This is a genomic window from Winogradskyella sp. ECml5-4, assembly GCF_036903175.1.
GTDB classification, from domain to species: domain Bacteria; phylum Bacteroidota; class Bacteroidia; order Flavobacteriales; family Flavobacteriaceae; genus Winogradskyella; species Winogradskyella damuponensis.
Map to the genome: position 1 here is coordinate 77,906 of NZ_JAYJLF010000004.1, position 14,726 is coordinate 92,631.

Consider the following 14,726-nt stretch of genomic DNA (forward strand, 5'->3'; position numbering starts at 1 on the left):
TAGTTTATAAATTTTAAGAACTAAAAAATCCCAAACATTTGCTTGGGATTTTTTATAATTTATAATGTAATGCTTTATATGTAAATATAATATTCTTACATATTATTTAAAGCATCTACTAATTGGGTCTTTTTATTTCGACTCAAAGGAATTTCATAAGCACCAACTTCAACATTTTTACTGTTAAATCGGTCAATTTTATCGAGATTCACAATGTAGGATTTGTGAATTCTTAAAAACTTACCTTCGGGTAACTCTTGTTCAAAAGCTTTCATTGTAGATAGTACTACCAAGCTGTTTTCTTCAGTTACTACTTTTACGTAATCACCAAGCGCTTCAATCCATTTAATATCCTTAATATAAACTTTACGTTTTTTAAGGTTACTTTTTACAAAGATATGTTCGCCATCCGTTTCGTTAAAGTCTAGTTTTAATTTGTGTTGCTCAATAGCTTTTTCTACAGCGACATTAAAACGTTCTTTAGTGATTGGTTTTTGAAGATAATCGGTAGCATCATAGTTAAATGCTTTAAAAGCATACTCGGTTTTACCAGTAACAAAAATAATTTGGGGTTTGTTGTTGAGTACATCTAGTAATTCAAAACCGTTTAATACAGGCATCTCTATATCTAAGAAGATAAGATCTACTTTATGTGTATTAAGACCGTTTTTTGTTTCTAACGCACTGCTGTACTCTGCAATAAGGTTAAGTGAGGAATGATTCTCAATTAACTTTACTATAGAGAGGCGCTGAATCGCAGAATCATCAACAACTACACAGTTTAAAGTCATAACATTATTTATTTTAGGTTAAGATATCGACAATAGTACGATAAATTCGGTTAAAAAACAAATATTACCGACAAACCGTAAGATTTAACATAATTTTTAAGGCAATAATGTAGTCTTAATATTAGATTAGAAAAACGTTGTCAAATATAGAATTTATATGTATTTTTGCAGCCGTTTTAACAATAAACAAAATTATTTATTATGAATCATTATGAAACTGTTTTCATCTTAAATCCCGTTTTATCTGAAGACCAGATAAAGGAGACAGTAAAGAAATATGAGGATTTCCTCGTTTCTAAAGGAGCTAAGATGGTATCAAAAGAAGATTGGGGACTAAAAAAATTAGCCTACCCAATTCAAAACAAAAAAAGTGGTTTTTATCACTTATTTGAATACCAGGTATCTGGTGAAGTTATCGAACCTTTAGAGGTAGAATTTAGACGTGATGAGCGTTTTATGCGTTACTTAACTGTGAAATTAGATAAACATGCTATTTCATGGGCTGAGAGAAGAAGAGAAAAAATGAAAGTTAAAGCAAAAGCAAAAGCGTAATTATGTCATCAATAGAACAACAAGCAAAAGGAAAAAAGGACGGAGAAATTAGATATCTTACTCCTTTGAACATAGAAACTTCTAAAAATAAGAAGTATTGTCGTTTCAAAAAATCTGGAATCAAGTATGTAGATTATAAAGATGCAGATTGGTTATTAGGTTTTGTAAACGAACAAGGCAAGTTATTACCAAGACGTTTAACAGGAACATCTTTAAAGTATCAAAGAAAAGTGTCTGTAGCTGTAAAAAGAGCGAGACATTTAGCTTTAATGCCTTACGTAGCAGATTTATTAAAATAAAATATCATAACAATGGAACTTATATTAAAACAAGACGTTGAAAATTTAGGATTTAAAGACGATATTGTATCTGTTAAGAACGGTTATGGTAGAAACTTTTTAATTCCTCAAGGACAAGCTATAATGGCTACTTCTTCTGCTAAAAAAGTATTAGCAGAAACTTTAAAGCAAAGAGCTTATAAAGAAAAAACTGTTATTGCTGAAGCTGAAAAAACTGCTGAAGCTTTAAGAGGTTTAGATATTAAAATTACAGCTAAAGCTGGTACTGGTGCTACTGCTGGAGACAAATTATTTGGTTCTATTACCAACATAGATTTGGCTGCTGCTATTAAAAACGCTGGTCATGAAGTTGACAAAAAGTTTATTGCTATCACAGGTGGTAACATTAAGCGTTTAGGTCAGTATGAAGCTGCAATTAGATTACACAGATCAGTAACAGTTGATTTAACTTTCGACGTTGTCGCTGACGCATAATCTTTTTATTACAATTATTAAAAACCGTTTAGTTTACTAAGCGGTTTTTTTATAACTTATTTTTTGAATAGAATATAAGATTTAAACCGCTTAAGCATTGCAATATTTATAATATGAAACAGTTTCTTTTAATTTTTGCGCTTTGTGCTTTTTGGGCTTGTAAACAAACTAAAACGTCAACAGACACTTTAGAACTACAGCCTTCTAAATTAATAGAACTCTTTAAGGTTTCAAATTTAGAGTATCCAAATATCAGTGTACATAGAGGTGGAAAAGGATTTATAAATTATCCAGAAAATTGTATAGAAACACTGAAATATGTTAGTGATAGCATTGTTGCAGTTTATGAAGTTGACGTCGCTCAGACCAAAGATGGGAAATTAGTCTTAATGCACGATAAAACGATAGATAGAACAACAACAGGAAGTGGGAAAGTAGATGAATTATTATACCAAGAATTGAAGCAATTTAATTTAAAGGATGATTATGGTAATAAAACCGACTTTACAATTCCTTTGTTCTCAGAAGTTTTACAATGGTGTGTAAAAAATAATGTCATTCTAACAGTAGATATTAAAAAATCTGTAAGTCAAGAAGCCGTTATTAAAACGATTAGAGAATTTAAAGCTGAAGATGTTTGTATTATAATTACTTACAATGTTGAAGAAGCTAAAACCGCTTATAAAATAGCACCAGATTTATTATTGTCCGTTTCAGCTAGAAATGATGACGAGCTAAATCGGTTATTAGAAACTAATATTCCTACTAAAAATATGTTGGCTTTTACAGGGACACGTTTATCGGATCCGGCACTTTTTAAAAGTTTACACGATAAAAATATCGTTTGTATTCTAGGTACATTAGGAAACTTAGATAAAAGTGCAGAAGCAAGAGGAGATAAATTATATGTTCAGTGGAAAGAAAAAGGAGCAGATATCATAGCTACAGATAGGCCTTTTGAAGCTTATAAAGCGATCAATAATTAAATTTGAAGTGTTGGCAGTCGTATTACGCGCAGTAGAAATGCACATTAAAAAGTAAATAATAATTAAACAAATTCCGCATAAGTGCGGAAAGACAAATAAATTTGTCATGAAATACACAAGATTAACAAAAGAACAATTTGAAGAATTACACCAAGAATTCATCAACTTTTTAGCAACACAATCCATTACTGCAGACGAATGGGAAGATATAAAAAAGAATAAACCAGAAGTTGCAGAACAAGAATTAGACGTCTTTAGTGATTTAGTATGGCTAGGAGTATTAAATAAAGTGCAATATTTAGAGCATATCTCGCCACAGCAAATACATCTTTTTCAGTGCAATGAAAAGAGTATGCGTTTAATTGCCCTAAGAATCCAAAATAAGGCTGTCGATTTTACAACTAAAGAAGGTTTTAACTGGTTACGAGATAATTTATTATCAGATTCTGTTGAGTTCTTTAATGCTAAAAAAGACTATTCAGACGATAAGCATTTAGATATTTTTAAAATGATTCAGGCTGGAGCCAATATCACAAAAGGGGAATTATTTAATTATTTTGCTAATTTGGTAAAAGGAGCATAAACCCCTTTAGTTTAATCACTTTTATTTATAGGCCTTTCTTTTGATTTGTAATTAACAATGATATAGAAAGGCTTTGTTATATGCATTATTTCATTTAGAAATAAAATGGGAAAAAAGTGTTTAATATCAAAAATCTGGAATCAGTGACATTTGCTAAACTCAATTATCAATAGGATTCTATTAGAATAAGACTCTTGGCTTTACGAGTCTTTATTCATAACGTAAAGATTCAATAGGATCTAATTTTGCGGCTTTTGTGGCAGGATATAAACCAGAAACAATAGCCACAACAAAAGCAATGCTTGTAGCCCAAATCATGGCTACCCAAGGTGTAGAGAATTCGAGATCAAATCCTTTGGCAACTGCTAATCCTATTAAAATACCAAGAATAGTTCCTAAGAGACCACCAAGTTGACCAATGATTATGGTTTCCATAAAAAACTGAAAGGCAATAGTTTTGCTCTTGGCTCCAAGCGCTTTTCTTACACCAATCTCACGAGTACGTTCACTAACGGAAACGAGCATAATATTCATTAAGGCAATGGTAGATCCAAAAATGGTAATAATGCTAATTATCCAAGCAGCTACATAAAGTGCTGCTGTATTTTGTGCCACTTGGTTTAATAAATCATCACTTCCCTTAATTCCAAAATCATTTTTTTCAATAGGGTTAAGGCCTCTAATGTTTCTAAAAGTTATTATGGCATCTTCTTTTGCAGCTTCAAGCATGTCTCCTTTATCAACCTTAACACTTAAATTGTAATTAATATTTGGATTGGTAAAGATGGAACGTGCTTTTTGGATAGGCATAATCACTCTTAAATCTTGATTGTTGCCAAACGTAGATCCTTTTTCTTTTAATACGCCAATGACCTTAAATTTAGAGCCTCTAACGCTAATTGTTTTGCCAATAGGGTTGTCTTCAGGAAACAGGGCTTTGTGTAAATCGCTACCAATCACACAAACAGAGTTTCCGTTTTTTGCATCAAATACATTTAAAGAACGGCCATTTTCTATTTCTAAACCGGAGTTTTCAATAAAAAACTCATTTGCTCCAATAACAGCTACTTCAGGGTCGGTTTTTTTACTCTCGTATTTTATTTCTGCAGAAGAAGTCCCAAAGAAAGACACAGCTACTTTTGTAAACGGAAAGTTATAATTTTCTTCAAAATCTTTTACATTTCGGTAGCTAATCACTGGATTTATTTTCTGTCGTTCTCTACTGCTTTGGCGTTGTGCCGTAAATTCGTAACGCTGAAAATTAAAAGTATTAGAACCCATAGATAAGAAATTACCAGTAATAGTATTTTCTAATGCAGATACACCACTTAAAATCCCAACCAGTGCCATAATACCAATAGCGATTATTAAAACCGTTAGTATGGTACGTAATAATTGACTTTTTATAGAGTCGAAAGCAATTCTAATATTCTCTTTAGCTAATGAAAACATAGTTTTTGGATACGTTAGTTGGGTTGTTTTAAGTATAAGACTACTTAAGTAGCATAAAGTTACTATAAAATCCAATTATCTTAGTAAGACCTCTAAAAATTATAATATTTTTGTGACTTCATCCTAGAAACTTCATAGTTTTAAGGCTGAAGTCACACTGAGGATAGTCGAAGTGTTTTTTTTTTATAAAATAGAGTTTCACTTAAAAAGACTCCCACTTTCGTGGGAGATTAATATGGCACAAAAACCAAGCATACCAAAAGGCACAAGAGATTTTAACGCAGAAGATGTTGCAAAGCGTTCTTATATCATGGAAACGATAAAAGCACAGTTTCAAATTTTTGGATTTCAACCTATTGAAACTCCAAGTTTTGAAAACTCGGAGACCTTAATGGGAAAATATGGAGACGAAGGAGATCGTTTGATTTTTAAGATTTTGAATAGTGGTGAGTTTTTGAAAAAAATTTCAGATGAAGATTATAAGTCTAAGTCGGAAGCTATACTAACTTCTAAAATTTCAGAAAAGGCATTACGTTACGATCTTACAGTCCCTTTTGCAAGATACGTTGTACAACACCAAAACGACATCGAATTCCCTTTTAAGCGTTACCAAATACAACCGGTTTGGCGTGCAGACCGTCCACAAAAAGGACGTTTTAGAGAGTTCTATCAGTGTGATGCCGATGTTGTAGGTTCTAAATCCTTGTTTCAAGAAGTAGAGTTTGTACAATTGTATGATGCTGTATTTTCGGCATTAAAATTAGAAGGTGTTACGATTAAAATTAATAACCGTAAAATCTTATCAGGTATTGCAGAAGTTATTGGAGCGCAAGATAAACTTATCGATTTTACAGTGGCTTTAGATAAGTTAGATAAAATAGGTGAGGAGAAAGTAAAAGACGAAATGCGTAGTAAAGGTATTTCGGAAGATGGTATTTCTAAGCTTCAACCGTTATTTACTTTAAAAGGAGATTTTGGCAATCAGATTGAAAGTTTAAAATCTATTTTAAATACTTCTGAAATTGGATTAAAAGGTATAGAAGAACTTGAGTTTATAAATACTGCTATTTCCAACTTAGAATTAAAAACGGCAAAACTTCAACTTGATGTTACTTTAGCAAGAGGACTAAATTATTATACAGGAGCCATTTTTGAAGTCTCAGCTCCAGAAGGAGTAAAAATGGGTTCTATTGGTGGTGGAGGTCGTTATGATGATTTGACTGGAATCTTTGGTCTTAAAGATATGAGTGGAGTAGGAATTAGCTTTGGTTTAGATCGTATTTATTTGGTGTTAGAGGAATTGGGATTATTTCCATCGACCATTACAGAATCTACTAAAGTACTCTTTATTAATTTTGGCGATGAAGAAGCGTTATTTAGTTTGAATGCTGTAACTAAATTACGACAAGCTAATGTAAAAGCAGAATTATTTCCAGATGCCGCAGTTTCAGGTAAGCAAATGAAAAAACAAATGAATTATGCGAATCGTCGTAATATTCCGTTTGTAGTTTTGGTTGGTGAAGAGGAAGTCAAGGCTAAGTTATTCACGCTTAAAAATATGGATTCTGGAGCGCAAAATAAATTGTCCTTTGATGAGTTATTAGAGGTGTTAAAATAAGAAAAGCCTCAGTTTTAAGTAGACTGAGACTTTTCTAATCACTAACTAAAAACAATCAACTATTTTATTAATACTTTTTTGGTTACTAAGGAACCCGTTTCGGTTTGTAATTTGATGATATAAGTACCAACATTTAAATTACTTATTTTATATTCTGAATAATTACGTTGTGCTATGTTGTTAATTGTGTAAACAGATTGACCTAGCATATTATACAAAGTCATAGATTTTACGTGTAATTGATTTGGATTAACAAGTACAATTTTTTCAATAGTATTTGAGTATAATACATCTATATGACTTGCTATTTGATCATCAATACCTAATACTTGTTCTGGTGTACCAAATGTAATTTCAAAACGATCTAAATATTCTCCTTCATTTAAGAAAATATCGTAATTACTAGCTCTTAAATCGTGATAGACATCTAGTTCCATGTCATGTAGATACACATTAAAATCGTCAGGAACATTTTCTAATGCATCAATCATTATTGAATTGATACCATCCATATCTGTTTTAATACCTAAAGGGTATGTGGTATTAATGTCTGCTTCATTACTGGCTTGAATGATATAAGCATCAGTATTTATTACCCAAAACATATCATCTATTTGGGTTTCGTTTAATTTGCCATCATAAGCCCAATCAACACCTGGAGTTGCATTATCGTCTATGGTTAATAATAATTGACGACGAATGGTATTTACGGAATTAAATCCTATTCTAAATTTCATTCTGTCATCACCATCATCAGTACTATTAGTTTCACTAGTTGGAGTTGTATTGTTAAACGCACTTCTTATAAATACAGAAGAATTATCTTCTGTTTTAAAGACACGTTGCCCGTTGTTAAAATTAATAGTACCAGGGTTTTCGCCAGTAACAAAGAACGCTTGCCCAATAGGAATATAACGTCCTGGTTTTTTTGTAGGTGCACCTCCTGGAGCGACGTCTGGATGATTGCTACCTTTATAAGCGGCAGCTACTGCTCCAGAAAAGTTGTAAGTAGCGTATCCACCTTGATAATCTTGTAAATAATGAGAACCTCCTCCCCAATGATTCCAAAAATAAAGTGTACCACTTATTAAAGGAGTGGAGTCTGGAACTGGAGTATTGTCATAGTCTAATGTTGGACCATTATCTCGAATAAATTCATGGGCATCTATAGCCGAAGGGTATGGATTTCCTACTAAATAATCATTGTTAGCTGCCAATGTAAGGTTAATATCTCCATTGTTTGGCTTACCTGAAAACACATAATTTTGTGGTGTAGTAATTGAGCCGGTCCCAGGGCCTTTCATGGTAAATCCTTCACCAGGTAATATGGTACCTGTTTTTCTAATATGTTGCCATGCTGAATATGTATTAGTTGGTAGATTGGCGTATTTCCATATCCAATAGTCAGCAATCTTAATAGGACTAGTTGCAGCACCATCGTAACCAGAAGATGAAAAGTTGATATTGATAGGGTTGTTAGGATCTGAACCATCTTTCATGACATCCATAACCCTAAAATTATTTGATGCTGAATTTTGCATTTTAACAGGAGAAGACCAATAGTTGTAAGTATAAGTATCTGCAGTGCCTTGTTGGTCACGTTCTATTTTACCAATACTTGCAGAATCGAGGATGCTATCTTCACCTTGTACCAATTGTGATTCGCCTTCGAGATCAATAAAGCCATCTAATTTTAAATACCAAGATACGTTCAATTCTGAATCGTTTGTAACATGATATTCTATGGGATTAGAACTGGCATCGTTTTCATTAATAATTAAACCTAAATGCGTTTGTCTACTACTATAGGTAACATTATTGTGTTCTACTCTAACAATAGACCAATCGTAAGTTATGACATCATCTCCATTAACTCCATCGGCCGTATTTTCAACTGCAGCATCTAAGCTGCCACTACGTTGTGTAACGAATGGCATTGGTGCTGATTGAGGTACAATCTGACTAGTGGCAATGTTGTGGAGTGTTGCGCCTGTACCTGTGTCAATAGCTGGCGTAGTTAAGTTGTCTGTAATATTTCCTCTATAACTATCAAAACGGTAATATCTAATGAGATTAGACCAAGATAAGCTACTGATATTTATGGGGATTTCTGTACCGCGAACATTGCCATTATTTTCAATTTCTTGGTATACTATTTTTTGGATTTGTTCATTAGAAAGCGCTTTGTTAAAAAGTCTTACTTCGTCTATATGTCCTTTAAAATGCCATTCATCTGGTCCGTAATATCTTCTCCCAACATAAAATGGTGTGCTATCTGTATTAAGAGGGCCGCCGTTAAGGTAAATGTTATTTACTTCTTCACCATTGACGTATAGTTTTAGTCTGTTTTCAATATTACTATATGTTGCGCTAATATGAATCCATTGATTGGTTGGTAGTGGCAAAGGCAAGATTAAAGAGGTACCGTTAGCTTTAACAACCAACTGGTTAAATACTAAAAGTAAAGAAAAATTATCTTGACCAACTATAGTTTGAATTACTGGACCTGAGGGATCAATTTTTACCCATGCCATTAATGATACTTCTTGCCATCCGCTTAATAGTGAGGCGTCTTCAACATAATCATCAACACCGTCAAAATAAAGCTGGAATTTTCCGTCTATATCTACAGGTGGTTCAGATGATATACTTGTTGTATTAAAAGTATCTGTAAAATCCGAATTATTGTCTTTGTCGTTACAATCTTCATATTCAGATATCTTATTATCTGTAATTAAAGTGTTGTAAGAGAAAGCGTTAAACGCATACATAAGCAATAAGCATAATGTAAAGCGCTTCAATATAATATGAACACGATCCATAAGTGGTTAAATTTATTTAGTTTGGGACTAAATTATTCGACAAACATAATATTTTTATCTATAAAATGCAAATAAATCCGATTAAATGTAGTTTTTGTGAGTTTTTGCCGTTTTAAGCCTTGTTCTGGTAGACTAAATGAGTCGTGTTTTTTGTATTGTCTCGCCTGTATTTGTAAATGTTACTTGATGTTTCCGTTTTAAATTGATGGATTTATGTTTAATTTCATGTAGTTATACGATATGGGATTTATAATTCTATATAAAGTAAAAAATAGATGTAACTGTTTTGTTTTTTTTTCAGTTTAGCATTCTTTTTTATCTAACTTTTAGAGGTTGGTAGATGAAAACAGAACCATAAGCATATTGAAAAAAAGAGAAGATATTATGCTTCTATTACTTCATCTCTATTCTGCAACTCCATCAGTAGGTAGGACTAGTTAATATTAAATTTATTATTATTTTAGGGGAATGATTTCAACTAAAATTTCTTCTCTTTTTTTTTGCCTTCTCCTAATGTTATTATTCAGCATTAGCGCTAATCAAAATTGTTACGGACAACAACAAGAAGACACTACAGACTACAGGCGTTTAATTTTAAAACCCAAAAATATTTCGGATTTAACAAAAGGGTTTAGATTCTATTTAAATTCTAAAGATGCTAAATTAGAACGATTAGATACTATTGGTGCTATATATGATTTGCGTTTAATTTCTATTGCTCTTAGGAAAAAAGGACTTTTACATGAAAGTGAGAATTATGCCGTTGAAGCTCTAAAACTGTTAGACCATTCTAGTATAAAGGATTCTTTAGAAAATGAATCTCGAGCAGCATTGTATAATCATTTAGGACTTATTAATGAGAAATTAGAAAACAATGACTTGTCTTTAAATTATTATAATAAGGCCATTGCTATTGCAGATGTTTTTAATACTAAGAGTTCGGTTATAAAAAACCGTGCTAATGTTTATCTTAAGCTAGAGCGGTATAAAGATGCTATAGCGGATTATTTGAGTGTTTTAGATTTTAGTATTGAAAATGAATCTAAAACTAAAGTTGCCAGGCTGTATGATAATTTGGGTTACGCGCAATCCAAAATTGATCATCCTGAAGCTTTAGGCAATTTAGAAAAAGGATTGGGTATGAGAAAAGCTGTAGAATCATATTCAGGATTAATTACCAGTTACTTACATCTAGCGGAGTATTATAGTGATAGAAATCAGAAAAGTCAGGCACTAGCATATACGGATAAGGCGTTAACCTTGGCCAAGACTAGTGGAAATAAATATTATGAAGCTCATGTTTTAGGGTTTAAAATGACATTGAAGAATGATGAGGAGGTTATTAGGTTTAAGACATTGAATGATAGTATTAATTTGGCAAATCAGGTGTTTAAAAATCAGTTTGCATCAAGTAAGTATGAATTTTTTAAAGAGAAAAAACGTGCAGATGAAAATGAAATTTTAAAGAAGAAAGAGAAATTTAAACGTCTGGTTGTTCAATCTATAGCAGGCTTTGTAATACTATTAACTGTATTTGTAGTGCTTAAACTTAATGATAAGTACAAAAAAGAAAAATTACAACAAGTCTATAATACAGAAACTCGTATTTCTAAAAAAGTGCATGATGAAGTCGCTAATGACGTTTATCATGTAATGACTAAACTTCAGAATAGCGAGCATGTAAATGAAGATCTTTTAGACGATTTAGAAGATATTTATGTTAGAACAAGAGATATTTCAAAAGAAAATAGTGTTATAGATGTGAAGGGTAATTTTAATACGCAAATTTTAGATTTACTATCGAGCTATAGAACCAAGGCTGTTAATGTGATTACTAAAAACAGTTCGAACATTAACTGGAATGGCTTGTCTGATATAAAAAAAATAATTCTTTACAGGGTCTTACAAGAGTTAATGACCAATATGCGTAAACATAGTAAAGCCTCTATTGTTGTTTTAGACTTTAGTCAAACCCATAAAAAAATAACGATTGACTATAAAGATAATGGTGTTGGTAGTAACATTATTAAAAGCGATGGTTTGCAAAATGCGGAAAACCGTATAGAATCTATCAACGGATCAATTACTTTTGATTCAGAAATTAATAAAGGCTTTAAAGCACAAGTTATAATTTAATATGTTTTCAAAAGTATTAATATCCGATGATTTAGGGAGTATCAATAAAGGTGTGGGCACGGTTTTAGAAGGCCTTGGCATTACAGATGTAACACAAGTACAGTACTGTGATGATGCTTATTTAAAAGTTAAAAGTGCGTATCAAATAGCAGAGCCCTATCATTTGTTAATTACAGATTTGTCTTTTAAAACAGACCATAGATCTCAAACTTATGCTTCTGGTGAAGCTTTGGTAAAACAATTAAAACAAGAATATCCTGAGTTAAAGATTATTGTGTATTCAGTAGAGGATCGTTTGCAAAGGGTAAGAACTTTAATTCAAACACATAAGGCTAATGCTTATGTATGTAAAGGCCGACAAGGTCTTAATGAGTTAAAGGCAGCTATTCAATCGGTTTACAATGACAGTATTTACATTTCACCACAAATAGAGCACGCTTTGAGTCCTAGTACTGACTTAGAAATAAGAGACTACGACATTGTATTGCTAAAACAACTTTCTAATGGTTTATCTCAAGAAGAAATTAGTAAGTTTCTAAAGCATCATGAGATATCTCCAAGCAGTTTAAGTTCTGTAGAAAAACATTTAAATAAACTTAGAGTGCAGTTTAAAGCTAATAATGCCATACATTTAGTGGCCATTGTAAAAGACTTAGGGCTTATTTAATTTTCCGATTATGGAAAACCGTAAGGTAATTAGATAAATCATTTTTAATTTTACGGCACATTGTTATTTGCTATTAATATATTATTCTAAGGAAGAGGGTAGAGTGCACATTTTTAAATGTGCACTTTTTATTTTTATATTCTTTAGAAGTATATTTATAAAACGTTTCTTTTTATATAGTGGATAAAACCCAAACAAACGACACAAAAACACCAAATGACTATAAACGAATTACCAGGCACCTACAACATCATAGGAAGCAACCAAGACGAAAACGGCATAGCTTACAAAGGCACATTAGAATTAGCCTTAAATGAACACAACAGAATAGAGGCAAAGTGGTTAATTAATAATAATCAAGAGCAATTTGGTACTGGTTTTTATAAGGACAACATTTTGGTTATTAATTTTAATTATAAAGGTGATGATGATCTTACTTATAAAGGGGTTGTGGTCTATAAATGCATTACTAAGGACTTATTAAATGGCTTTTGGTCTGAGAAGCATGGTAATCCGTTGTATCTTGGAGAGGAACGTTGTTATAGGGTTGGAGCCGAACAGCTTGAGTTGCTTAATTGAGATTGCTTTGTTCTGTGTCCTCGCAAGGGCGTAACTAACGTTTGTCATTAGCATTAGCCCATTGCTTATAACGGTTAAACTGTTCTTTATCTAGGATAGTCTCTAAGATATTAGCTTCTGCGTTGATACGGTCGTTAGCCGAAAGGTTTTTATAAGGGGTTCCTGTATTGGAATCCATCCAATTGGCGAGTGCCGTTTCATAACGTTGTTGTTGATCATCACTCATTTCAAATTGCGCAAATAAACGCATTTGTCGTTCTGGGTTGTTTAGATTCCAGTTTTGGTCTATGTCACCGGTTTTTTCCTCGTAGGTATAAACGTCTTCTTCAAAATTGCCGTCCTTTTCATAATTTCTGGTATCGGTAAGTTCTTCGTTCATTGGGTTTCTAGTGTCTATGCTTTCTTTTGAGGTTTCATTTTTACAAGAAAAAGAAAGCGTCAATAGTGCTAAGGCTAAAAAGGGATATGTTGTTTTCATAAGATTACTATTTAAAATTCAATTTAAATATAGTGGTATAAATTTCATGACTTTAACTTAAATCGTTTAAATATTAATCATTTAGGTATGGTTGAGTTATATGATGGGGAATATTAGTTGTGCTGGAGCACCGCTATTGGCTTTTTATTTGTGCTCGATTTAGCTTCGCTGAATCTTCGCAGTGTGAGCTTTACAATAGTAAAAGTCTGCAATGCTAGGGCATTGCATTGGCCTTTTTTTATGCTTTAACGATTTCTAAATGATTTGATTTACTTTCAGTGAATCTTCGCAAGGTGAGCTGTACAATAGTAAAAGTCTGCAATGCTAGGGCATTGTTATGGCCTTTTTTTATGCTTTTGTGCTTTATATATTTTTTGATTTACTTTCAGTGAATCTTCGCGGGTGAGCTGTACAATAGTAAAAGTCTACAATGCTAGGGCATTGCATTGGCCTTTTTTTATGCTTTAATGGTTTATATGTTTTTTGATTTACTTTCAGTGAATCTTCGCAAGGTGAGCTGTACAATAGTAAAAGTCTGCAATGCTAGGGCATTGTTGAGGTTTTTTTTTTATGCTTTTGCGCTTTATATATTTTTTGATTTACTTTCAGTGAATCTTCGCGGGTGAGCTGTACAATAGTAAAAGTCTACAATGCTAGGGCATTGCATTGGCCTTTTTTTATACTTATGCGCTTTGAAGCTAGCTTCAGCACAACGCATAAAAAAAGTCTAGCACTTTCGTACTAGACTTTTACTGTTGTAGCGAGAACGAGATTTGAACTCGTGACCTCTGGGTTATGAATTTTAATTTGAAGAAATTTAAAAATTTTAAATCACTGATAATCAAATTATTAAAAAAATACCGTGTTCTTAATCGTGTTCCAAAACGTGTTCGGTTTCGTGTTCACTTTTTGTTAAAAATAATATGACTCAAATTTATAAAATTTTATTTGAAGTTTTTATTGTGAGTGGGTTAAAATTTAGAATTGAAATGTGAAGAGGTTTGTGAAGGGTATTTGTCAATTAAGAGAGAAAATAAGTTTATGGTAACAGGTTGTTTCGGTTCTTAGTCGGGCTTAGTATGCGTGTGATTAGTTATTTAAATTGATAATAAAATTTTAATAAAAACGCAATAATATGCTTGTAACTAACCAATGAAACTAAAATATTTACGCAATAAAACCGCAATAAAACCGCAATAAAACCGCAATAAAACCGCAATAAAACCGCAATAAAACCGCAATAAAACCGCAATAAAACCGCAATAAAACCGCAATAAAACCGCAATAAA

13 protein-coding genes are annotated in these 14,726 nt (G+C 32.2%); 9 read left to right on the top strand and 4 right to left on the bottom strand.

The window, feature by feature from the left end; genetic code table 11:
- Nucleotides 1-95 precede the first annotated feature (95 nt).
- Nucleotides 96-791: a LytR/AlgR family response regulator transcription factor gene (locus tag VDP25_RS04765; protein ID WP_179339550.1), complete on the bottom strand. Its 696-nt coding sequence runs from the start codon at nt 789-791 to the stop codon at nt 96-98.
- Nucleotides 792-992: 201 nt separating this feature from the next.
- On the opposite strand from VDP25_RS04765, the gene rpsF reads away from it, so the two are divergent.
- The 5 genes from rpsF to VDP25_RS04790 all read left to right on the top strand — a co-directional run bounded on the left by rpsF (nt 993) and on the right by VDP25_RS04790 (nt 3,685).
- On the top strand, nt 993-1,343 hold the full coding sequence (rpsF, locus tag VDP25_RS04770; protein WP_092443854.1) for a 30S ribosomal protein S6: 351 nt from the start codon (nt 993-995) through the stop codon (nt 1,341-1,343).
- Between the two features lie 2 nt (nt 1,344-1,345).
- On the top strand, nt 1,346-1,642 hold the full coding sequence (gene rpsR, locus VDP25_RS04775; protein ID WP_186845850.1) for a 30S ribosomal protein S18: 297 nt from the start codon (nt 1,346-1,348) through the stop codon (nt 1,640-1,642).
- Nucleotides 1,643-1,654: 12 nt separating this feature from the next.
- A complete protein-coding gene (gene rplI / locus VDP25_RS04780) occupies nt 1,655-2,116 on the top strand; it encodes a 50S ribosomal protein L9 (RefSeq protein ID WP_215925262.1) in 462 nt (153 codons plus the stop codon).
- 113 nt (nt 2,117-2,229) lie between these two features.
- Nucleotides 2,230-3,102 carry a glycerophosphodiester phosphodiesterase family protein gene (locus tag VDP25_RS04785; protein WP_334467407.1) on the top strand — a complete coding sequence of 291 codons (873 nt, stop codon included), beginning with the start codon at nt 2,230-2,232 and terminating at the stop codon, nt 3,100-3,102.
- Between the two features lie 106 nt (nt 3,103-3,208).
- Nucleotides 3,209-3,685: a DUF6495 family protein gene (locus VDP25_RS04790; protein WP_215925260.1), complete on the top strand. Its 477-nt coding sequence runs from the start codon at nt 3,209-3,211 to the stop codon at nt 3,683-3,685.
- A 210-nt stretch (nt 3,686-3,895) separates the two neighbouring features.
- On the opposite strand, the gene VDP25_RS04795 is transcribed toward VDP25_RS04790, so the two are convergent.
- Complete coding sequence (locus VDP25_RS04795) at nt 3,896-5,137, bottom strand: ABC transporter permease (RefSeq protein WP_334467408.1); 1,242 nt, start codon at nt 5,135-5,137, stop codon at nt 3,896-3,898.
- A gap of 235 nt (nt 5,138-5,372) precedes the next feature.
- Here VDP25_RS04795 and hisS point away from each other — a divergent pair, with 235 nt between their 5' ends.
- Complete coding sequence (gene hisS / locus VDP25_RS04800) at nt 5,373-6,755, top strand: histidine--tRNA ligase (protein ID WP_334467409.1); 1,383 nt, start codon at nt 5,373-5,375, stop codon at nt 6,753-6,755.
- Nucleotides 6,756-6,814: 59 nt separating this feature from the next.
- Here hisS and VDP25_RS04805 read toward each other — a convergent pair whose 3' ends face one another.
- Nucleotides 6,815-9,526, bottom strand: coding sequence for a LamG-like jellyroll fold domain-containing protein (locus VDP25_RS04805; protein WP_334467410.1), 2,712 nt, complete (start codon nt 9,524-9,526; stop codon nt 6,815-6,817).
- Between the two features lie 564 nt (nt 9,527-10,090).
- On the opposite strand from VDP25_RS04805, the gene VDP25_RS04810 reads away from it, so the two are divergent.
- The 3 genes from VDP25_RS04810 to VDP25_RS04820 all read left to right on the top strand — a co-directional run bounded on the left by VDP25_RS04810 (nt 10,091) and on the right by VDP25_RS04820 (nt 12,959).
- On the top strand, nt 10,091-11,713 hold the full coding sequence (locus VDP25_RS04810) for a tetratricopeptide repeat-containing sensor histidine kinase (protein ID WP_334467411.1): 1,623 nt from the start codon (nt 10,091-10,093) through the stop codon (nt 11,711-11,713).
- A gap of 1 nt (nt 11,714) precedes the next feature.
- A complete protein-coding gene (locus VDP25_RS04815) occupies nt 11,715-12,380 on the top strand; it encodes a DNA-binding response regulator (RefSeq protein ID WP_334467413.1) in 666 nt (221 codons plus the stop codon).
- Nucleotides 12,381-12,596: 216 nt separating this feature from the next.
- Nucleotides 12,597-12,959: a hypothetical protein gene (locus tag VDP25_RS04820; RefSeq protein ID WP_334467415.1), complete on the top strand. Its 363-nt coding sequence runs from the start codon at nt 12,597-12,599 to the stop codon at nt 12,957-12,959.
- A gap of 34 nt (nt 12,960-12,993) precedes the next feature.
- On the opposite strand, the gene VDP25_RS04825 is transcribed toward VDP25_RS04820, so the two are convergent.
- Entirely contained in the window at nt 12,994-13,437 is a 444-nt protein-coding gene (locus VDP25_RS04825; RefSeq protein WP_334467417.1) for a hypothetical protein, read from the bottom strand.
- Nucleotides 13,438-14,726 lie beyond the last annotated feature (1,289 nt).